This is a genomic window from Microbacterium sp. K2 (genome assembly GCF_051365005.1).
GTDB classification, from domain to species: Bacteria; Actinomycetota; Actinomycetes; order Actinomycetales; family Microbacteriaceae; genus Microbacterium; species Microbacterium foliorum_B.
In genome coordinates, this window is sequence record NZ_JBLWII010000001.1 from 2,272,671 (window position 1) to 2,292,006 (window position 19,336).

21 protein-coding genes and 1 pseudogene are annotated in these 19,336 nt (G+C 68.2%); 14 read left to right on the forward strand and 8 right to left on the reverse strand.

Annotation, left to right across the window (positions count from 1 at the left end):
- Positions 1–53 precede the first annotated feature (53 nt).
- Together ACLKOY_RS11020 and ACLKOY_RS11025 are read left to right on the forward strand one after the other, a co-directional pair.
- Positions 54–1,880, forward strand: a complete 1,827-nt coding sequence (locus ACLKOY_RS11020) for a substrate-binding and vWA domain-containing protein (protein ID WP_436453661.1) — start codon at positions 54–56, stop codon at positions 1,878–1,880.
- 9 nt (positions 1,881–1,889) lie between these two features.
- A complete protein-coding gene (locus ACLKOY_RS11025) occupies positions 1,890–2,888 on the forward strand; it encodes a hypothetical protein (protein WP_436453662.1) in 999 nt (332 codons plus the stop codon).
- 7 nt (positions 2,889–2,895) lie between these two features.
- Here the strand turns inward: ACLKOY_RS11025 and ACLKOY_RS11030 are convergent, their stop codons facing one another.
- Positions 2,896–3,591, reverse strand: a complete 696-nt coding sequence (locus ACLKOY_RS11030; protein WP_436453663.1) for an ABC transporter ATP-binding protein — start codon at positions 3,589–3,591, stop codon at positions 2,896–2,898.
- Positions 3,588–4,658, reverse strand: a complete 1,071-nt coding sequence (locus ACLKOY_RS11035; protein ID WP_436454115.1) for an ABC transporter permease — start codon at positions 4,656–4,658, stop codon at positions 3,588–3,590. The genes ACLKOY_RS11030 and ACLKOY_RS11035 overlap by 4 nt, the downstream gene beginning before the upstream one ends.
- A gap of 165 nt (positions 4,659–4,823) precedes the next feature.
- On the opposite strand from ACLKOY_RS11035, the gene ACLKOY_RS11040 reads away from it, so the two are divergent.
- The gene (locus tag ACLKOY_RS11040; protein WP_436453664.1) at positions 4,824–6,008 is read left to right on the forward strand and encodes a sensor histidine kinase; all 1,185 of its coding nucleotides are present in this window, start codon (positions 4,824–4,826) and stop codon (positions 6,006–6,008) included.
- Positions 6,005–6,631, forward strand: a complete 627-nt coding sequence (locus ACLKOY_RS11045) for a response regulator transcription factor (protein ID WP_436453665.1) — start codon at positions 6,005–6,007, stop codon at positions 6,629–6,631. Before ACLKOY_RS11040 ends, ACLKOY_RS11045 begins: the two co-directional genes overlap by 4 nt.
- A gap of 40 nt (positions 6,632–6,671) precedes the next feature.
- Here ACLKOY_RS11045 and ACLKOY_RS11050 read toward each other — a convergent pair.
- A pseudogene (locus tag ACLKOY_RS11050) lies at positions 6,672–7,193 on the reverse strand (MOSC domain-containing protein); the annotation flags it as partial.
- A 2-nt stretch (positions 7,194–7,195) separates the two neighbouring features.
- Between ACLKOY_RS11050 and ACLKOY_RS11055 the strand changes: the two are divergent.
- On the forward strand, positions 7,196–7,564 hold the full coding sequence (locus tag ACLKOY_RS11055; protein ID WP_436453666.1) for a hypothetical protein: 369 nt from the start codon (positions 7,196–7,198) through the stop codon (positions 7,562–7,564).
- Between the two features lie 142 nt (positions 7,565–7,706).
- On the opposite strand, the gene ACLKOY_RS11060 is transcribed toward ACLKOY_RS11055, so the two are convergent.
- A complete protein-coding gene (locus ACLKOY_RS11060; protein ID WP_436453667.1) occupies positions 7,707–8,669 on the reverse strand; it encodes a LacI family DNA-binding transcriptional regulator in 963 nt (320 codons plus the stop codon).
- A 152-nt stretch (positions 8,670–8,821) separates the two neighbouring features.
- On the opposite strand from ACLKOY_RS11060, the gene ACLKOY_RS11065 reads away from it, so the two are divergent.
- The 7 genes from ACLKOY_RS11065 (at position 8,822) to ACLKOY_RS11095 (ending at position 16,512) form a co-directional block, all read left to right on the forward strand.
- Entirely contained in the window at positions 8,822–10,354 is a 1,533-nt protein-coding gene (locus ACLKOY_RS11065; RefSeq protein WP_436453668.1) for a mannitol dehydrogenase family protein, read from the forward strand.
- On the forward strand, positions 10,351–11,355 hold the full coding sequence (locus tag ACLKOY_RS11070; RefSeq protein ID WP_436453669.1) for an L-idonate 5-dehydrogenase: 1,005 nt from the start codon (positions 10,351–10,353) through the stop codon (positions 11,353–11,355). Before ACLKOY_RS11065 ends, ACLKOY_RS11070 begins: the two co-directional genes overlap by 4 nt.
- A 55-nt stretch (positions 11,356–11,410) precedes the next feature.
- Complete coding sequence (locus ACLKOY_RS11075; RefSeq protein WP_363573251.1) at positions 11,411–12,802, forward strand: MFS transporter; 1,392 nt, start codon at positions 11,411–11,413, stop codon at positions 12,800–12,802.
- An 82-nt stretch (positions 12,803–12,884) separates the two neighbouring features.
- Positions 12,885–14,111, forward strand: coding sequence for a D-mannonate dehydratase ManD (gene manD / locus ACLKOY_RS11080; protein WP_436453670.1), 1,227 nt, complete (start codon positions 12,885–12,887; stop codon positions 14,109–14,111).
- The gene (locus ACLKOY_RS11085) at positions 14,101–14,754 is read left to right on the forward strand and encodes a bifunctional 4-hydroxy-2-oxoglutarate aldolase/2-dehydro-3-deoxy-phosphogluconate aldolase (protein WP_436453671.1); all 654 of its coding nucleotides are present in this window, start codon (positions 14,101–14,103) and stop codon (positions 14,752–14,754) included. The genes manD and ACLKOY_RS11085 overlap by 11 nt, the downstream gene beginning before the upstream one ends.
- Complete coding sequence (locus ACLKOY_RS11090) at positions 14,751–15,710, forward strand: sugar kinase (protein WP_436453672.1); 960 nt, start codon at positions 14,751–14,753, stop codon at positions 15,708–15,710. The genes ACLKOY_RS11085 and ACLKOY_RS11090 overlap by 4 nt, the downstream gene beginning before the upstream one ends.
- A 40-nt stretch (positions 15,711–15,750) precedes the next feature.
- Positions 15,751–16,512: a Pr6Pr family membrane protein gene (locus tag ACLKOY_RS11095; protein WP_436453673.1), complete on the forward strand. Its 762-nt coding sequence runs from the start codon at positions 15,751–15,753 to the stop codon at positions 16,510–16,512.
- A gap of 258 nt (positions 16,513–16,770) precedes the next feature.
- Here ACLKOY_RS11095 and arr read toward each other — a convergent pair whose 3' ends face one another.
- The 4 genes from arr to ACLKOY_RS11115 all read right to left on the reverse strand — a co-directional run bounded on the left by arr (position 16,771) and on the right by ACLKOY_RS11115 (position 18,554).
- Positions 16,771–17,181 (reverse strand): NAD(+)--rifampin ADP-ribosyltransferase, encoded by a 411-nt coding sequence (gene arr / locus ACLKOY_RS11100; RefSeq protein ID WP_436453674.1) that lies wholly within the window; start codon positions 17,179–17,181, stop codon positions 16,771–16,773.
- A 201-nt stretch (positions 17,182–17,382) separates the two neighbouring features.
- Positions 17,383–17,613, reverse strand: coding sequence for a hypothetical protein (locus ACLKOY_RS11105; RefSeq protein WP_436453675.1), 231 nt, complete (start codon positions 17,611–17,613; stop codon positions 17,383–17,385).
- A gap of 26 nt (positions 17,614–17,639) precedes the next feature.
- On the reverse strand, positions 17,640–17,876 hold the full coding sequence (locus ACLKOY_RS11110) for a hypothetical protein (RefSeq protein WP_436453676.1): 237 nt from the start codon (positions 17,874–17,876) through the stop codon (positions 17,640–17,642).
- Positions 17,877–17,987: 111 nt separating this feature from the next.
- Entirely contained in the window at positions 17,988–18,554 is a 567-nt protein-coding gene (locus ACLKOY_RS11115; protein ID WP_436453677.1) for a TetR/AcrR family transcriptional regulator, read from the reverse strand.
- Positions 18,555–18,606: 52 nt separating this feature from the next.
- Here ACLKOY_RS11115 and ACLKOY_RS11120 point away from each other — a divergent pair, with 52 nt between their 5' ends.
- Both ACLKOY_RS11120 and ACLKOY_RS11125 read left to right on the forward strand, forming a co-directional pair.
- Positions 18,607–18,927: a DUF952 domain-containing protein gene (locus tag ACLKOY_RS11120; RefSeq protein ID WP_436453678.1), complete on the forward strand. Its 321-nt coding sequence runs from the start codon at positions 18,607–18,609 to the stop codon at positions 18,925–18,927.
- Positions 18,928–18,989: 62 nt separating this feature from the next.
- Positions 18,990–19,316 carry a hypothetical protein gene (locus ACLKOY_RS11125; protein ID WP_436453679.1) on the forward strand — a complete coding sequence of 109 codons (327 nt, stop codon included), beginning with the start codon at positions 18,990–18,992 and terminating at the stop codon, positions 19,314–19,316.
- Positions 19,317–19,336: the final 20 nt, after the last annotated feature.

The window sequence follows — 19,336 nt, forward strand, 5'->3', positions numbered from 1 at the left end:
CGGGATCCGATCGATCCATCATCGTGAGGCCGATACCTGGGTACCCTAAGCCCATGAGCGCGCCTCGCAACGCACGTCGGACACCCGCAGCCCTCGCCATGGCGGCAATCATCGCCCTGGCATTGACCGCCTGCACCGGCGGTAGCGACGAGGGCACGAACGGTGACGGAGGACAGGGGTTCCCTGACGACGGCTGCACGCACATCGCCGTCGCCACGTCGTCGGAGAAGGTCAACATGCTCGACGAGCTGGCGAAGGAGTTCAAGGACTCGCCCGAGCACGAGGGGCTCGAGACATGCGCGACCGTGCGCCCCACCAACGTCTCGTCCGGCAACGCGACGCGATTCCTCACCTCGGGCGAGGACTGGCCGACCGACGACCAGTCCCTGTGGCCGACACTGTGGTCTCCGGCATCGACGGTCTGGACCGATCGTGTCGCCGCCGCGGCGTCACCCAGCCTCGTGGGCGAGCCGAAGTCGTTCACTCGCACGCCCGTGGTGTTCGGCATGCCCGAGCCGATGGCCAACGCCCTCGGCTGGCCGAATACGCCTATCAGCATCACCGACCTCGAGGCCCTCTGCCAGGACCCGGCCGGGTGGGGCAGCGTCGGCAAGGACATCTGGGGTGCCTTCAAGATCTCGAAGACCAACCCGAACACGTCGACCACAGGGCTCTCGACCATCCTGATGCAGTCGTACGAGGCGACCGGCAAGCTCGAGGGCCTCACCTCGGCCGACGTCGAGGCCTCGGCCGACTTCTCGCGGGTGTTCGAGGAGTGCGTCATCCACTACGGCGACACGACCGGCAACGTGCTCTCGACCCTCTACGACGAGACGCAGAACGGCTCGAACGGCTCGGCCTACGTCTCGGCCGTCGCGCTGGAGGAGACCTCGCTGCTCAACTACAACCAGGGCAATCCCGACTCGCACACGGTGCAGCCGGGCGAGACCCTGACGCCGCCGAAGACCAAGCTCGTCGCCGTCTACCCCGAGGGTGGCTCCATGTGGTCGGACAACCCGATCACGGTGCTCGGAGCCGACTGGGTGACCGCCGAGCAGCGTGCCGCCGGTGAGGCGTTCGCCGAGTTCGTGCAGACCACCGCGGCGCAGAAGATCCTGCCCGACTACGGATTCCGCCCGCTCGACGAATCGGTGCCCCTGGGCGACCTGTTCACCCCGAAGTACGGAGTCGACCCCGCACAGCCCGCTGTGACGCTGCCGAAGCCCGAGGTCGACGTGATCTCGACGGCGATCGACCAGTGGACGCAGGTGCGCAAGCCTTCGTCGGTGCTCGAGCTCATCGACATCTCCGGTTCGATGGACGACCCGATCGGCGACGGTCGCTCGCGTCTCGACGGCGCGATCGAGGGTGCGCAGTCGACGCTCAACCACTTCCGCTCGACTGATGAGATCGGCGTGTGGGCGTTCACGACCGGCATCTCTTCGGACGAGGGCGAGGGCATCCAGGTGCTCCGCGACGTGAGCGCACTCGGCGCGGACGGCGAGAAGCTCGACTCGTCGCTCGACGACCTGCGCTACGCGCAGCGCAACGGCACTCCCCTCTACGATTCGATCCTGCTCGCGTACGAGGCGATGAGCGAGCGGGCCGAGCCCGGTCGCATCAACGCGATCGTGGTGCTTTCGGACGGCGAGGACACCGACTCGAGCACCTCGCTCGACTCGCTCATCGCGAAGATCGGCAAGAGCACGAAGGAGGGCGGTGACGACGCTCCGGTCCGTATATTCCCGATCGCGTATGGAGAGGGCGCAGATACCTCGGCTCTGCAGCGAATCGCGGACGTGACGGGCGGGCAGCTGTTCGACGCCTCGGATGCCGAGCGCATCGACCTCGTCTTCGCTTCCGTGATCAACAACTTCTGAGGCCTCGCGATGCCGTATCTCTCCTCGTCGAACAATCCCTGGATCGAGGATGCCGTTGAGGGCATATCCGGTCAGAACATCTATGTCGACCCCGACGTGTCAGGGGGAGCGGCGCTGACGGATGCGCTTGCGAGCGTCGTCCCCGGCGACGGGTCGATCGCGGTGGTCGTGCTGCCGGCGAATGCTGCGACGGATACCCCGTACAACACGTACATCCTCGAACAGCTCACTGCGGGCGCGAGTCAGCAGACCGTGATCGTCGCGATCGGTGATGACCTGCAGGCCGCGTCGGCGACGATCGGCGATGATGCGTTGCGCATCGCGAACGAGAACGAGTCTTCGGGTGGAAGCCTGCAGGACCAGCTCGTCGAGACCGTGACCGAGATCTCTGCCGAGACGCCGACTTCGCCCGGTGGTGGCTCCGAGGTCGCCGGTCCCGCGATCCCGCTGGTGATCGGTGGCGTCGTTCTCATCGCTGCTGCCGTGACCGCCATCGGCCTGATCGCCCGTCGCCGTCGCCGCGCGACTTCGGTCTCGACGGATCCGGTGCCCGTCGGCATCCGCCTTCGGGTGAATCGCCTGCGCGAGCTGCGCGCCGACTATGCGGCGGTGCCGGGCAGTCCGGTCGCCGCCGAGACGGCTGCAGGTATCGACGCGCTCGCCTCGCACGTCGAGCAGCTGTTCATACGTCTCGACGCCAAGGCGGGCGAGGATCAGAGCGTGCTCGCCGAGGCCGAGTACTCCGACAAGCTGGCTCGCCTCGTCGCAGCGCTCGACCGCGACTACCTGCTCGACCTGCTCACGCGGCCCGACCTGTGGGATGCACCGGATGAGCGGATCGGCGAGGTGCGCGAAGCCCTGTCGGCCGTGAGCACGCAGATCGTCGACAACATCAAGCAGGTCAACGCCCGCAAGGGATTGCTGTTCCAGGTCTCGCTCGACTCGCTCATCGGTCGCAGCGAGCTGCGCGACTGGGAGCGTCAGTTCAAGCAGAGCTCCGGCGAGTAGTCAGCTCTCAGCGCCTCGCGACGGCGTTGTCGACGACACGACCGTCCACGAGGTGCAGCACCCCGTGCATGCGCGGGAGGTGCACGAGGTCGTGGGTGACGAGCAGCGTCGAGGTGTTCAGTTCATCCGTGAGCCGCAGGATGAGATCGATGATGGCGGCGCCGCGTTCCTGATCGAGGGCACTCGTCGGCTCGTCGACCAGGAGCACGCTCGGATCGTTCATCAGGGCTCGAGCGATGTTGACGCGCTGACGCTGGCCGCCGGAGAGCTGGTGCGGCCTCTTGTGACCGTGCTCGGCGAGGCCGACCGCGGCGAGCAGCTCCTCCGCGCGGGCGGCCGCCTTGGCGCGATTGCGTCGGCTGTGCGCGGCACCGAGCTCGTTCATGACGCTCAGCTGCTCACGGGCAGTCAACGCCGGGAGGAGGTTGGGCTGTTGGAAGACGATCCCGATCCGCTCCCGCCGCAGACGCGTCGCCTCGGCCGGGCTGAGCGCTGTGACGTCGCTCCCATCGATGAGGATCTCTCCGGAATCCGGCCGCAGCAGGGTGCCGGCGACGGCGAGCAGACTGGACTTGCCGGAGCCGCTGGGGCCCGTGATGCCGGTGACTGTTCCGGGGTGGGCGGTGAGGGACACGCCGTCCACGGCGGTCACGCGGGACTCACCATCGGGGAAGGTCAGAGTGATGTCGTTCAGGCGGATCATCGGTTGCTCCCGAGTGCGGTGAGGGGGTCGGCGGAGGTGACGGATCGCAGGGCGAAGGCGGCGCCTGCGAGGCCGAGGGCGATCATGATGGCGCCGGGAAGGATGGTAGTGAGAGGGCTCAGCAGGAACGGAAGGGCGGCGCCTGCGACCAGGCCGAGGCCGGTGACCAGCGCCAGTCCGATGCCGATGCCCACCAGCAGAACGATCAGTGCCTGCCCCAGCGCGTCGCGGATCAGGGATCGCGTGCTCGCGCCGAGCGCCTTGAGGACGGCGACATCGCCCTTGCGCTGCATGGTCCACACGGTGAAGAAGGCCCCGATGACGAGTCCCGAGATGCCGAACAGCATCGCCACCATGAGCAGGAGCGACCCGATCTCGGAGCGGAAGGCGCTCAGGGCCGTCAGCGATCCGAGGGTCGTCTCAGAGATCGTGTCGTTCACGGCATCCGCGGCATCCCAGTCGGGGGTGCCGGAGACGGCGAGGACCGTGGCGTAGGCGTCGGGGTTCCCCGTGGATGCCGAGTACGCCTGCCAATCGCGCAGGGTCATCTGCACGACCGGCGTGTGGCTGTACCAGGCGTCTCCCTCGATCGTTTCGACGTCGTAGGCGACGCCGGCGATCTCGATCTGATCTCCGACCTTCGCGTCGAGCGCATCCGCAGCGGGCACCGAGAGACTCAGCTGACCGTCGCCGGAGGGCGCACCGGCGACGAAACCGGGCTCGACACCGAACACCGCGATCGCGGCGCGGGTGTCGTCGGTCTCGGCGCGGGACTGGCTGATGCCGAGGGGGCGTGCATCTGTGACGTCGGCCGTCGCCGCCCAGTCCATCGCCTGCTGATCGGTGATCGTGGAGTCCGCGAAGCTGGCCACACCGTCTCCTCCTTCGGGGGCGGAGAACACGATGCGGTCTGCGGGGAGCGCCAGCACGCCAGAGACGTTCTGGATGGCGAGGCCCCCGGTCAGTCCACTGAGGAACCCCACGAGAAGGGTGATGAGGGCGACGACGGAGCCGATGAGGATGAATCGCCCCTTGGCGAAGCGAAGATCGCGTAACGCGACGAACATGACGGTTGCCTTTCCTGTCTCCGATGCGGCGACCATTCCACTCTCGTCGTCGGCGCCGTCGTGGTCATCGGCCACTCGGAGAGCGTTCCCCGGCCAGGATGAGTACGCCTCGATCGTCCTTTCGGACGATGCCGCCGCTGGACCCGGCGGCGTAGAGTTCGAGCCATGGCGCATACTGCTCTGACCCCGGTGTTCGTGGGTCTGCGGACCGGCCTCCACGTTCTCTTCTTCGCCCTGACGGCGGTCGTCATCGCCCGTGCCGTGCTCGATCCCTCGGATGCGAGCGTCGCGGCGATCGTGCTGGCCCTGATCGTCGGCGTCACGTACGCGTCGGGGCTGCTGCTCACTCGCCTCTCGCACGGTCGGCGGCTGGTGGCGCTGATCTGGTTGGCCATGCTCTCGGTGGAGTGGCTGGGCCTGCTCTGGGTGAGCGCCGATGCCGCCTACCTCGTCTTCCCTCTGTTCTTCCTGTTCCTCCACCTGCTGGGGCGCTGGGTGGGATCGGCCGCGATACTCGCGTCGACGATCGTCGCGGTATGCGCACTCGGCATCCGCGGCGGGTGGAGCGTCGGTGGCGTCGTCGGCCCGTTCGTCGGCGCCGGCGTCGCTCTCCTGATCGGTCTCGGATACCAGGCTTTAGCGAGGGAGGCCCAGCAGCGCGAAGCGCTGGTCAGTGAGCTGCTCGCGACCCGCGGACAGCTCGCCGCGCGGGAGCATGAATCGGGTGTTCTCGCAGAACGCGCCCGGCTCGCCCGCGAGATCCACGACACGCTCGCGCAGGGACTCTCCAGCATCCAGATGCTGCTGCATGCCGCGGAACGTGCCGATGCCACGCGACCGGGGATCGAGCACATCCGGCTCGCGCGTGAGACGGCCGCCGCGAACCTCGTCGAGGCGCGGCGGTTCATCCGCGAGCTGACGCCTCCCCAGCTCGACGATCAGACGCTCGGTGGGGCGCTGCGTCGACTGGCCCGCACGCAGTGGGCGACGCAGGGACTCGACGTGCAGGTGCGGGTGTCCGACACGGTCGTCCTGCCCATGCATCTGCAGACGGCGCTGCTGCGCATCACGCAGGGGGCCATCGCCAATGTCATCCAGCACGCTCACGCGAAGACGGCGACGGTCACGATCGGCATCGAGGACGACCACCTCCACTTCACCGTCGAGGATGACGGAGAAGGATTCGATGCCGAGCGCCCTCCACCGGGTGCAGCCGAGAAGTCCGACTCCTTCGGCCTGCGCGCGACCGCCGAGCGAGTGCAGCAGCTGGGCGGACGGCTCGAGATCGACACCGCATCGGGACGAGGAACGACACTCACGGTCGACCTCCCGCTGACGGAGTTCGCATGATCCGGCTCGTCATCGCCGACGATCACCCCATCGTCCGCGCAGGCCTCACCGCCCTGTTCAGTCTCGAAGCGGATCTCGAAGTGGTCGCCGAGGCAGGCACACCGGAGGAGGCCGTCGCCTGCGCCGAGCGCGAGAACCCGGACGTGGTGCTGATGGACCTGCAGTTCGGTTCTCAGTCCCCATCCACGGGTGTGGACGCGACTCGCCGCATCCGTGCGCTCGAGGCTCCGCCCTATGTGCTCGTTCTCACGAATTACGACTCTGATGCCGACATCCTCGGCGCCGTCGAGGCCGGCGCGAGCGGCTACCTGCTGAAAGACGCCCCACCGCATGAGCTGACCGCCGCCGTGCGCGCGGCGGCAGCCGGAGAGAGCGCGCTCGCGCCGGTGATCGCCTCCCGCCTGCTCGACCGCATGCGCGCGCCCCGCGTCAGCCTCAGCAGTCGCGAGATCGAGGTGCTCGAGCTCGTCGCCGCCGGGCGATCGAACAGCGAGGTGGCAGAACAGCTCTTCGTCAGCGAGACGACCGTGAAGTCGCATCTCGCGCACATCTTCTCGAAGCTCGACGTCAGCTCACGCACCGCCGCGGTCTCGGAGGCCCGCCGGAAGGGCATTCTCCGCTGAGGCCTGGAGCGTCCCGGGAGATCCGGGCCGGATCGAGTGCTCACACGGGAGCGAGTGGTTCACCGACTCCGGAAGGGATCTCCGCGACGACCAGATCGCCGGGCTTCACGACACCGCCGGCGAGCACGACACCCATCACTCCCGCCTTGCGCACCGTGCGACCTTCGGAGTCGGTCCCGACGACCTGCTTCAGCAGACCAGACTCGAAACGATCGATCTGCAGACACGGGTTCCTCAGCCCCGTCACCTCGACCACAGCGTCCGCTCCCAGCCGCAGCAGCGTTCCTCGGGTGAGGGCGAGCAGATCGATCCCCTCGGTGGTGATGTTCTCGCCCAGTTCACCCGGAGAGACATCCGCGTCGACCTCACCGAACAGTTCTCGGTGCATGAGATGAACCTGGCGGAGATTGGGCTGCGTGGGGTCGCGTCGAACCCGGGAGAGATGCTGCACCGTTGCGCCGAAATGCGCGTCCCCCTCCACCCCCAGGCCGGCGACGAGGGTGATCGCCTCACGGCGGGGCTTGGAGAAGCGGTGCTCGTCATCACTGCTGACCGAGACGACGCATGTTCAAGCTCATGGGCGATGAATGGCTGCAGGGCAGCGCCCTCTACTACGCGTTCCAGCTCGACGTCTTTCGCGTCTTTCCGTCGCTGAGCGACCTCGCCGGGCAAATCACCCCGTTGGTACTCGTGGGATCCTGGCTCTCCATCTGGGTGCAGCTGCTCTTCCCGGTGCTGCTGCTGTGGAAGCCGACCCGCTACGCGGCTCTCATCGTCATCATGGGCATGCACTTGGGCATCGGTCTCTTCCTCGGGCTATGGCCGTTCTCGATTGCGATGATCGCCATGGACCTCGTCTTCGTTCGTGACGCGTCGTGGGAGCGTGCATTCGCGTGGTTCGCCGCCCGACGCGCGGCCAGACATACCGCCTGACCAGGCCTTTAGCAATCGCGTGACACGTGTCGCCCGAGTCCGCGGAACGCTTGATGCTCACCCACCCCGCACACAGCGCCCCCGTCGTTCCGATTCGCGAAATCGGACTCTGCCGGGGCCGGAGCTGTCGGCCGCTCAGGGCTCAGGCGGAAGGAGCCGCCGTCGACGCGCGCACGATCAGCTGCGAGCCCAGCGTCACGACGTCGTCGATCGCCGTGCCGCTCATCGCCTGCAGCAGCAGATCCACGGCGAGCGCACCGCTGCGTTCGATCGGCATCCGCACCGTCGTGAGCGCGGGCGTGACCGCGCCGGCCAGGTCGATGTCGTCGATGCCCACGATGCTGATGTCTGCGGGGCAGCGCTTGCCGAGCTCGAGCAGTCCGGCCTCGAGTCCGAGGGCGACGAGGTCGTTGTAGGCGATGACGGCCGTGGCACCGCTCGCCGCCGCCGGGGCGGCGGCAGCGCGGCCGCCCTGGATGGATGCGGCGTGGTGGCTGAGTCCGGTGAGACGGATGCCGTGGCGTTCGCACGCGCGGGCGACGGTGTCGGCCCGACGGACGTCGGCCCACGATCCGCGGGGGCCGGCGGCGTAGGCGATGTGCGTGTGCCCGAGCGCGGCGAGGTGCTCGATCGCCTGAGCGGGCCCGTGCTCGGTGTCCATCAGCACGCAGGGGGCGCCGTCGATCTGGCGGTTGACCACGACGTAGGGCGTGTCGCCGACCAGCTCGAGCACATCGGCGTCGGGCAGGCGCGGCGAGCACAGCAGCATCCCGTCGAGCTTGCGGGCCTGCTCGATCTGCTCGCGCTCACGGCGCAGGTCTTCATCGGCGTCGAACAGCACGATGCGGTGGCGCCCGTGCCACGCCTGCCCCTGGATCGCCTTGAGCAGTGTCGCGTAGACAGGGTTCGAGACGTCGGGCACGACGACCCCGAAGGTGCGGGTCGCGGTGGCGGACTGCGAGGTCGCGTAGCCGAGTTCGCCCGCGGCTTCGAGCACGCGACCGAGGGTGTTCGGCGCGAGACGATCCGGCTCTCCGAACGCGCGGGAGGCGGTCGCGATGGACACTCCTGCACGTCGCGCCACGTCTGTCAGCGTCGCTGCCATCTTCACCTCCCGACCGTCGCAGCAATTCTACGATCCCGCATCCCCATGTAAAACGTGTTGACAAGTTTGTACAAAAGATGCACACTGATTTGCATGACGATCAACGCCGATCACCCTCAGCGGTGCGCGGCCCCGAGCGAAGGAGCCACCGCGTGAGCATCCCAGCACCGGCCCTGCGCCGCACGACCTCTGCGACAGCCTCCCCCCTCGTCGCCCCGACCGACGCAGGCATCCTGCACCTCGGACTCGGCAGCTTCCACCGCGCGCACCAGGCGGTCTACACCGCGGCGGCACTCCAGTCCGCCGGCGGCGACTGGGGCATCATCGGCGTCGCATCCCGCTCGCGCTCGATCGTCGACGCGATGCATGCGCAGAACATGCTCTACTCGGTCGCGACCATCTCGCCCGGCAGCACCTCACTCACCATCCCCGGCGTGCACACCGATGCGTTCGTCGGCGCCGAGCAGCCCGAGCGCGTGATCGCGCAGATCGCCGACCCCGGCATCCGCATCGTGACCCTCACCGTCACCGAGAACGGCTACAGCTACTCCCCCGCCACCCAGCGCCTCGATCTCGACGACGACACGGTGCGCGCCGACCTGCGTGGCGGCGCCGCTCGCTCGACGATCGGCCAGCTCGCCCGCGGGCTGCAGGCCCGCGCTGCCGCAGGCGGGGCCCCGATCTCGATCCTCAGCTGCGACAACCTGTCGGCCAACGGCAAGCACACCGAGAAGCTGGTGCGCGAGTTCCTGCACGAGCTGCCCGGCTCCGAAGGCAGCGACGCGCTGGCCTTCCTCGATCGCTCCGTGTCGTTCCCCTCGAGCATGGTCGACCGCATCGTGCCGTCGACCACTGCCGAGCTGCGCACCCGCGTGAGCGCCCTGCTCGGCGCCACCGACGACATCCCCGTGCCGGCAGAGCCCTTCACGATGTGGGCGATCGAAGACCGTTTCGCCGGCGGCCGCCCCGCCTGGGAAGCCGGCGGCGCGGTCTTCACCGACGAGGTCGCACGCTACGAGCAGATGAAGGTGCGGCTGCTCAACGGCACGCACTCGCTCATCGCCTACCTCGGCGCGCTCAGCGGAGTCGGCACGATTCCCGAGGCGATCGGCCTCGACGGCATCGAGAGTGCGGCTCGTGCCGTGCTCCGCGACGAGTACGAGCCCTCGATCGAGGTGCCCTCCGGCGTCGACATCCGCGCCTACGAGAGCGAGCTCTTCGAGCGCTGGGCCAACAGCGCCCTGGGCCACCGGACGAGCCAGGTCGGCACCGACGGCTCGGTCAAGCTGCGACAGCGCATCCCCGAGCCCGCCCTGCTCGCCCTCGGCAACGGCGAGATGCCGCACCTGATCGCTCTGACGGTCGCCGGATACCTGTCGTGCATCGCGCCCCTGCCGGGCTTCGACCCCGGCCCGCACGCCGCCGCGATGACCGACGGCTCCCGCGAACGACTGGCCGGATACGCGGCGAGCGCCCGCAACGGTCGGGAGCTCGCGCAGCGCGTGATCGGCGAGCTGCACCTGTTCGGTGATGAACTCGGATCGCAGGATGCGTTCATCGCCCGCGTCGGCGAACTCGTCGACACCATCCAGCGACGCGGCGTCGACGCCGCGATCTGGGATGCCGTCTCGGCATCCCGGACAAGCACATCAGCACTCACCAGGGCAGAGGAGATGCAGCCATGAAGGCTCTCGCCATCCACGGCAAAGAGGACATCCGCTGGGAGGACCGCGAGGTTCCGACACCCGGCGACGGCGAGGTGCGCCTTCGCGTGAACTACGTCGGCATCTGCGGATCCGACCTGCACTACTACTTCCACGGCGCCAACGGCGAGTACACGATCCAGCAGCCACTGACCCCCGGTCACGAGCTGTCGGGTGTCGTCGACCTCGATCCGTCCGGTCGCCTCGCGCCGGGAACCCCCGTCACCGTGCACCCCGCGCGCTACGGCCCTGAGGTGCCCGGTCTCGAGGATCGCCCGCACCTGCGCCCCGGCGGCGACTACTTCGGCAGCGCCGCGGCGAACCCCCACCGCCAGGGCGGAGCATCCGAGATGCTGATCGTCGAAGAGCAGATGATCCGGGTGCTTCCGGCCTCGCTGCCCCTCGAGCGCGCAGCCCTCGCCGAGCCGCTGGCCGTCGCCATCCACGCCGTGAACCTCGCCGGCGACATCACCGGCAAGCGGGTGCTCGTGATCGGCGCCGGGCCCATCGGCCTCCTCGTCGTGGCCGCTGCGGTCAAGGCCGGAGCATCCGTCATCGGCGCCAGCGATGTGCGCGAAGAGCCCCTCGAGCGGGCGAAGTCCCTCGGCGCGACCGAGGTCTCGCTCGTCGGCCGCGACACGATCGAGAACGAGTCGTACGACGTCGTCTTCGAATGCTCGGGCGTCGGAGTCGCGCTCTCCTCAGCTGTCCGCGCCGCTCGCCGCGCCGGAACGATCGTGCAGGTCGGCATGCTCCCGAACGCCGACATCGGCGTGAACCTCGCCCCGATGCTCGCCAAGGAGCTCACGATCCGCGGCGCCTTCCGATTCTCCACCGAGATCGACGACGCGGTCGCCCTGCTGGCCGAGTCCGACGCCCTCGACTCCGTCATCTCTCACGTCCTCCCGGCATCCGACGCCGTCCAGGCCTTCGAGCTCGCTCGCGACTCGTCCGCCTCGGCCAAGGTCCTGCTCTCCCTCTAGCGACACCCGACACCCGACACCCCCACCCTGTTCCTGGTCCGAAGGAGTACCTCCCATGTCAGAACCGCAGACGACGGCCACGGCCGCCGATCCCGCCGAGAAGAGGTCGGTCAAAGACCTCGTCCGCGCCGCCATCTCCGGATGGCTCGGCACCGCGCTGGAGTTCATGGACTACCAGCTCTACTCGCTGGCAGCCGCACTGGTCTTCGCCGATCTGTTCTTCTCCTCCGAGAACCCGGCGGTCGCGGTGGTCGCCGCGATGGCCACCTACGGCGTCGGCTACGTCGCCCGCCCGGTCGGTGCGTTCTTCTTCGCGCGTCTCGGTGACAAGACCGGCCGCACGAAGGTGCTGTTCTACACGATCCTCCTGATGGGTCTCGCGACCACCCTGATCGGCTTCCTGCCGACGTACAACCAGGTGGGCGTCCTCGCGCCGATCCTCCTCGTGCTGCTGCGCATCGCGCAGGGCTTCGGAGCCGGAGCCGAGATCTCAGGCGCCGGTGTCATGCTCGCCGAGTACGCGCCGGCCAAGCGCCGGGGCATCATCGCCTCGCTCGTCGCGCTCGGCACCAACTGCGGAACCCTGCTCGCCTCGGGCATCTGGGCGATCCTGCTCGTCGCCTACAGCGAGCAGGAGGTCATCGACTGGGCATGGCGCATCCCGTTCATCGGCAGCGCGATCATCATGCTCTTCGCGATCTGGGTGCGTTTCAACCTCAAGGAGACCCCGGTCTTCGAGGAGCGCGACGACGTCGTCGACGGCAAGGCCCTCTCCCGCGAGGAGACGATCCAGCTCGCCACCGAGACCAACGACATCCGCACGCTCGAGGCGATGAACCGCAAGCCGTGGAAGGCGTTCTCGATCGCCCTCCTGCTGCGCTTCGGCCAGGCCGGCAACTCGGGCATGATCCAGACGTACCTGATCAGCTACATCACCGTCGTGCTGCTGCTCGACCGCTCGATCGGCGTCAACGCCGTGATCGTCTCGTCGCTCGTCGCCTTCATCACGGTGCCGCTGTCGGGCTGGCTCGGCGACCGCTTCGGCCGCAAGCGCATGTACATGGTCTGGTCGATCGTCGCGCTCATCGTCATCGTCCCGACGATGCTCATGATCAGCAGCGGTGTCACGGTGCAGGTCTTCATCGGCTACGTCGTGCTGCACAACCTCGCGGTGATGAGCTTCGCGTCGCTCGAGAACCTCACGCTGCCCGAGCTCTTCGGCTCGCGCAACCGCTACACGTTCACGGCCATGGCACGCGAGATCGCCGCCATCATCGCGACCGGCGCGGGTCCCGTCATCGCCGCCGCGTGGGTGTCGGCCGTCACCGGCTCGTTCATCCCGATCATCATCATGCTCTTCATCTTCACCCTGAGCGCCCTCATCGCCTCGATCTGGATGCCGGAGGTCGCCGGTCGCGACCTGACGGATCCGCGCGACGCGATCTGACCCAGCCGCTCATCACGACCAGGGGTGCGGACGCCCGAACGTCCGCACCCCGCACCTCGCCCCGCATCTTCAGGAGAACGACATGACCATCGAGATCGTCGACGTCAACATCACCAGCCCCGGACGCAACTTCGTCACGCTCAAGATCACGACCTCCGACGGCATCGTCGGTCTGGGCGACGCCACGCTCAACGGACGCGAGCTCGCCGTCGCCTCGTACCTCTCCGACCACGTCGCCTCGATGCTCGTCGGCCGAGACGAAGACCGCATCGAAGACACCTGGCAGTACCTCTACCGCGGCCCGTACTGGCGTCGCGGCCCTGTGACCATGGCGGCGATCGCCGCGGTCGACATGGCCCTGTGGGACATCAAGGCCAAGAAGGCCGGGATGCCGCTGTACCAGCTGCTCGGCGGCGCCAGCCGTGAGGGAGTCCGCGTCTACGCGCACGCCTCCGGCACCGACTATGCGGCGCTCAAGAATGCGATCACCGGCTACGAAGAGCTCGGCTACACCGCCGTGCGCGTGCAGACCGGCGTGCCCGGCCTCGGCCAGATCTACGGCGTCTCGAACGCCGGCCCCGGCGTGCGCTACGACTACGAGCCCGCCAAGCGCTCGGGCGACCGCCCCAGCGAGGAGACCTGGGACACCCGCAACTACCTCAACCACATGCCCGGGATCTTCTCGCAGATCCGCGAGGACTTCGGCACCGACCTGCGCATTCTCCACGACGGACACCACCGGATGTCGCCGATCGAGGCCGCACGCTTCGCGAAGGACATCGAGCCCTACGACCTGTTCTGGCTCGAGGACTGCACCCCGGGTGAAGACCAGACCGCGCTGCGCCTCGTGCGCCAGCACTCGACCACACCTCTCGCGATCGGCGAGGTCTTCAACTCGGTCTTCGACTACCAGACCCTCATCACCGAGCGTCTGATCGACTACGTGCGCTCGGCGGTCACCCACACCGGTGGCATCACGGCCATGAAGAAGCTGCTCGACTTCGCGGCGATCTACGGCATCAAGTCCGGCATCCACGGTCCGACCGACATCTCGCCGGTCGGCATGGCCGCCGCTCTGCACCTCGACCTGGCGATCCACAACTTCGGCATCCAGGAGTACATGCCCCACAACGAGCAGACGCTCGAGGTGTTCCAGACCTCCTTCACGTTCGACAAGGGCTTTTTGCACCCCGGCGACAAGCCCGGTCTCGGTGTGGATCTCGATGAGGATGCCGCGGCCGGCCACGACTACACCAAGGCCTATCTGCCGGTGAACCGCCTGCTCGACGGGACCGTCCATGACTGGTGAGATTCGCCGGGTCGCCCTGCCTCAGCGCACGGTGGACTCGCGCCTGATCGTCGTCGCGCGCGCGAAGCGTGCAGAGGACTACGACGCCGTGCTCGACGTGCTCGTCGACGCCGGCATCCGCAGCGTCGAGCTCACGCTGACCACTCCCGGCACCTTCGAGCACTTCCCCGAGCTGCTCGCGCGGTTCGGTGACGCGATCGACCTCGGAATCGGCACCGTCACGAGCAGCGGAGACCTGGCGCGCGCGATCGAGGTGGGTGCGGCGTACATCGTGACCCCGATCACCTCGACCGACTTCGTCGCGCAGGCGACGGATGCCGGTGTGCCGATCGTTCCGGGCGGACTCACGCCGACCGAGCTGTTCGCCTCATGGTCTGCGGGTGCGTCGGCGGTCAAGGTGTTCCCGGCCGGCCAGGTGGGGCCCTCGTACCTCAAGGACCTGCGCGGCCCCTTCCCCGACCTCGTCGCGGTGCCATCCGGTGGCGTCGATCTCGCGGGAGCCGAAGCCTGGCTGCGTGCGGGTGCGGTCGCGGTGAGCGTGGGCGGACCGCTGCTCGGCGACGCGTTCAACGGCGGCGATATCGCCGCACTGCGCGAGCGGACAGCCGCGTTCGTCGAGGTGTGCGCCCGGGACGCCGCGTGAGCTCGCCGTCGCCGTCGGTCGTCACGCTCGGCGAGACCATGGCGCTCGTGCGCACGAGCGAGATCGGCTCGCTGCGGCATGCGAACTCCCTGGCGTTCGGCATCGGCGGCGCCGAGAGCAACGTCGCGATCGGCCTCTCCCGGCTCGGCATCCCGACGTCGTGGCTGGGACGCGTGGGCGACGACTCCCTCGGCGAGCGCGTCACGCGGGAGATCCGCGGAGACGGCGTCGACGCGCAAGCGATCGTCGACCCGGATGCCGCGACCGGCCTGATGGTGAAGGAACGCCCTTCTGCGGCATCCACCGCCGTGCACTACTACCGCGCGGGGTCGGCCGGATCCAGGCTGCGGCCCGAGGACCTGCCGGACGGATGGGTCGAAGACGCCTCCCTGCTGCACATCACCGGCATCACTCCCCTGCTGTCCGAGACGGCCAGGGCGACCGTGCATGGCGCGATCGACAGGGCGCGGGCGGCCGGAACCATGGTGAGCTTCGACATCAACTACCGCTCGGCGCTCGCCTCACCCGGGATCGCGGGGCCGGTGCTGCGCGATCTCGCCGAACGCGCCGACGTCGTCTTCGGCGGCGCCGAGGAGTTCGCCATCCTGTATCCGGGGACCTCACCGGTCGAGGCTGCGGCACGACTGCAGGATGCCGGGTGTGCGACGACCGTGCTGAAGCAGGGGCCCGACGGAGCGTCGGTCTACGCGGCTGGTTCCGTGAACGGCGCGCCGGGATTCACGATCGACCCGGTCGACACCGTGGGGGCGGGTGACGCCTTCGTCGCCGGCTATCTCAGTGCGCTGCTCGACGGACACGATGTCGACGCGGTCCTCCGGCGAGCGAACGCCTGCGGCGCGATGGCCTGCCTGGTTCCCGGCGACTGGGAGGCAGCTCCGACCCTGCGCGATCTCGAGCGGTTCCTCGACGGCGATTCCGACCCGGTGCGGCGCTGAATCGGCGTTGCCGCCGCCCGAGAACGCGTAGCCTCGAAGGATGTCCAAAGCCGTCATCTCTCCGTCCACGGCTTCCGGCCTACCCGACTCAGAGCCCGCGCGCGGATCGCTGTTCTCGCACGCTGCGGTGAACTCTCGACCGGTCGCTCTCGTCTACCGACTCATCACGCTGGCGGTCATCCTCACCGGTGTCATCCGGCACGCCAACCTCCTGACCGGCGATCCGTCATGGACGACCGTGCTGTTCTACACGATGGTCAGCAATCTGATCTGCCTCGCCTGGGTGCTGCTCCTCATCGTCCGCACCGTCCGAGACCTGCGTCAGAGCGGCCCGCTCGGCACCTCGACACCCAGCGCCCGCGGCAGCGGAGCGGTGATGTTCGCGATCACCGTCACGATGCTGATCTATCTGATCGTGCTCGTGCCCACGAGGTTCGCCGACGGCGACGCCGAGATCTTCTCCCTCACCGACAACCTGATCCACATCATCACGCCGGTGCTGCTGATCATCGACTGGCTGGTCTTCGTGCCGAAGGGGTCGTTCCGGTGGATCGACCCGCCGCTGTGGACGCTCATCCCCTACGCGTATCTGACGTGGGCATTCGCCTACGGAGCGCTCGGCGGAGAGTTCACGCCCGGCCAGACGTATCCGTACCCCTTCATGGATGTCGACGCGCTCGGGATCGCCGGCGTCACGCAGTGGATCATCGCCCTCACGATCGCCCTCGTCGCCGTCGGCTACGTGTTCGTCATCATCGACCGCGCGCTCGGCTCACTCGCCCGGCGGATCGCCCGGCGCTGATCCGGTCCTCGCGGCGCCTGGGGAGGCTGCGCGCAGCACCGGCACTGCGCCTCGGGAGGAGAACTGCGCCTGGGGAGGATGAATCCTCGCATTCCCTCCGCCCGAAGCGCAGATCTCCTCCCGACGGCGCCTGGGGTCCAGGCCCGGTCACAGGCGACCCCCGGTCCGTCTGCAGGACCACGGCACGGAAGCAGGACCGAACTCGAGCTCCTGCCCTGCATCCGTGCTTCAGTCCTGCAGATGTGCGAGGCCCGCGAGTCAGTTGATGATCTCGGCACTGTCGTCGGCGTGGAGTGCGGCGAGCCTCTCCCGCCAGGTGGCGAGCGCCTCGGCTGACAGGCGAGTCCAGTCGAGCACTTCGCGGACGACCCTCAACGGCGCAGCGCTGCGATAGGAGCGAGTCGGATTTCCGGGGAACCTCTTGTCGGTCACATTCGGGTCGTTCTCGAAGTCGCCGGTCGGCTCGACCTCGTACACACGCGGCTCGCGATCACCCGGTGCGAGCTCTGCGGCGAGACCCGCACCATCGGCCACGGCGGTGAAGTAGATGTGATTCATCACGATCTCGGGGCGGTAGTTCGAGGCGAACCCCGCCGTCAGAAACTCACCCGGACGCAGATCCGCCTTGGTGCCGTGGAAGAAGGGCCCGTCATCCAGTGCGTCGCTCACCGGCACAGTGTACGACTGCCGCGGATGCCGGGGAAGGGCGCTGCGCTTGGTGGCACTACGCCTCGGGAGGAGAACTGCGCCCCCGGAGGAGAACTGCGCCTGGGGAGGATGAATCCTCGAATTCCCTCCGCCCGAAGCGCAGTTCCCCTCCCGACGGCGCGGTTGCCTCAGCCTCCCGACGGCGCGGTGGCCCGAGTCCCCTCAGTCCCCTGAGTCACCCGAGCGACGCGTACCGACACCCGGCTCGTCGTTGTGGACCGACTCGTCCTGCACGGATGATTCCGATGACGGATCGACCCGCACCGGGCCCGACCCACCGGAGTCCGCCCCGGCGTTGCCGGCGGGAATCTCCCCGATCTGCTCAGGGTCGTCGGCATTCCGCTCCTCGATGAGCGCCGCGATCCCCTCTTCGGAGGGTTCTGCGTCGCTCACATCCCGGCCAGACTCCTGGCCGTGGCTCACTCCGTGCCGTCCCGCAGATCGGTCGGTGCGTCGCCGCTGTGCGACATGCCTTCGTCCTCCGGGGCGAGATCGCCCTGTCCGTCCTCGCCGAGCTCGGCGTCGAGCGGTTCGTCGCCCTGCGTCTCCGGCTGCGAGGTGTCGGTGGGGAACGTCTCATCCACGAAGTGGTCGACCGGGGGAACCCCCGGCATGTTCGGCGGGAAGCTGTTGGCGAATGCGTCGATGTTCGACATGGTGCCCTCCTTGATTCGTCCGAGTCATCATGATCCGCCTGATCCGCGGCGAGCGCAGGGCGGTTGACAGCCGACCTCTGGGCGGGGAAGATTCCCCCCGTCTGGTCAGGGTCAACCGGACAGGCCGAGGGCGCACAGCACACCGTCGACCTGCGCATCGATCTCATCCGGAGTCGGAAGTCCGGCGAGGCCGAGCAGCCGACGTCGGTGGAGTTCGCCGAGGAGCGCGGTGAAGAGGATCCCCGCCGTCACCGTTGCATCCGCCGGCAGGTGCGACGCGAGGAAGACCTGAGCGCGCCCGGGCCCCTCTTCATAGAACTCCACAGCGAGAGACGGATGCCGGGCAGCAGCGGCGATGATCGCACGGTGGATGCCGATCGCCTCGTCTCCGAGCAGGTGCGCCAGGATCGCCCGGGATGCTGACCGAAGGTCGTCGCCCGCGTCTCCTGCCTCACCGAGATAGGCGTGCTGTCGAAGGACCGCCGCCCGCACGAGGCCGGCGCGGTCGCCGAAGACTCCGTACAGTGTGCGCTTCGCGACATGCGCGTCAGCGGCGACACGATCGAAGGTCAGCGCCTCGAAGCCCTCGTCACTCAGCACAGCGACCACGACGTCGACCACTCGCTCGTCTCGAGCTGTCACCTCCGCGGCGGAAGGCCGACCTCGTTTTCCCGTCATAGGATGACTCTAGCAATAATGCTACGAGACCGTTTCATTAAAGGAGTCCGTCGTGTCCGACCTGATCCACCACATCGCCATCCAAGACGACTGGGAGATGAGCCGCGCATTCGGGGAGTACGTCGTCTCGACCCGCGGTGTCCATCTCGACGACGCGGGGTTCATCCACGCCACGACCGCCGATCGGCTCGAGGCCGTGGTCGCCGCCCGGTTCGGCGACCTCGCCCTCCCGCTCCTCGACATCGCGATCCGCCCCGAGGGCCTGGCTGCCGAGGGCATCGCCGTCGAGTGGGTCGACGGTCACGCGCACATCCTCGGCGCTCTACCGATGACGAGTGCGGTGATCGCCTCGGAGACGCCGATCACGCGCTGAGCGACAGCACCGCGCTCGAGCGTCGCCGTCAGCTCCCAGCATCCGTCTCTAGGCTCGCCGCTGTGGACACTGAGATGACGGTCACTGAGCGCCGAGACAAGCGCATCGAGATCACTGCAGAGGTCATCATCCTGGTGATCGGGCTGACTGCCGCAGCCACCGCCCTCTCGACTCTCTTTCCGGGGATGCTGTGGACGATCCAGCGGCTCCCCCTCGAGGTTCCGGGCATCGCATCAGTTCTGCTTGCCGTCGCCATGGGTCTGGCAGCGTTCGTCAGGCGAGGCGATCTGGTCAAGGGCGGATTCGCGGTCCTCATCCTGCTCTGGGCGCCGTTCCTCGGGCAGGCGATCTTCTTCGTGCTCGTCCTCGTGCTGTTCAGATTCAGCTGAACGACGCGCCGACCGCTCCG

Excerpts from the sequence above, each read along its gene's own strand:
- ACLKOY_RS11020 (WP_436453661.1), top strand. The coding sequence starts at position 54 with ATGAGCGCGCCTCGCAACGCACGTCGGACACCCGCAGCCCTCGCCATG.
- ACLKOY_RS11025 (WP_436453662.1), top strand. The coding sequence starts at position 1,890 with ATGCCGTATCTCTCCTCGTCGAACAATCCCTGGATCGAGGATGCCGTT.
- ACLKOY_RS11030 (WP_436453663.1), bottom strand. The coding sequence starts at position 3,591 with ATGATCCGCCTGAACGACATCACTCTGACCTTCCCCGATGGTGAGTCC.
- ACLKOY_RS11035 (WP_436454115.1), bottom strand. The coding sequence starts at position 4,658 with ATGTTCGTCGCGTTACGCGATCTTCGCTTCGCCAAGGGGCGATTCATC.
- ACLKOY_RS11040 (WP_436453664.1), top strand. The coding sequence starts at position 4,824 with ATGGCGCATACTGCTCTGACCCCGGTGTTCGTGGGTCTGCGGACCGGC.
- ACLKOY_RS11045 (WP_436453665.1), top strand. The coding sequence starts at position 6,005 with ATGATCCGGCTCGTCATCGCCGACGATCACCCCATCGTCCGCGCAGGC.
- ACLKOY_RS11055 (WP_436453666.1), top strand. The coding sequence starts at position 7,196 with ATGTTCAAGCTCATGGGCGATGAATGGCTGCAGGGCAGCGCCCTCTAC.
- ACLKOY_RS11060 (WP_436453667.1), bottom strand. The coding sequence starts at position 8,669 with ATGGCAGCGACGCTGACAGACGTGGCGCGACGTGCAGGAGTGTCCATC.
- ACLKOY_RS11070 (WP_436453669.1), top strand. The coding sequence starts at position 10,351 with ATGAAGGCTCTCGCCATCCACGGCAAAGAGGACATCCGCTGGGAGGAC.
- ACLKOY_RS11075 (WP_363573251.1), top strand. The coding sequence starts at position 11,411 with ATGTCAGAACCGCAGACGACGGCCACGGCCGCCGATCCCGCCGAGAAG.
- manD (WP_436453670.1), top strand. The coding sequence starts at position 12,885 with ATGACCATCGAGATCGTCGACGTCAACATCACCAGCCCCGGACGCAAC.
- ACLKOY_RS11085 (WP_436453671.1), top strand. The coding sequence starts at position 14,101 with ATGACTGGTGAGATTCGCCGGGTCGCCCTGCCTCAGCGCACGGTGGAC.
- ACLKOY_RS11095 (WP_436453673.1), top strand. The coding sequence starts at position 15,751 with ATGTCCAAAGCCGTCATCTCTCCGTCCACGGCTTCCGGCCTACCCGAC.
- ACLKOY_RS11110 (WP_436453676.1), bottom strand. The coding sequence starts at position 17,876 with ATGTCGAACATCGACGCATTCGCCAACAGCTTCCCGCCGAACATGCCG.
- ACLKOY_RS11115 (WP_436453677.1), bottom strand. The coding sequence starts at position 18,554 with ATGACGGGAAAACGAGGTCGGCCTTCCGCCGCGGAGGTGACAGCTCGA.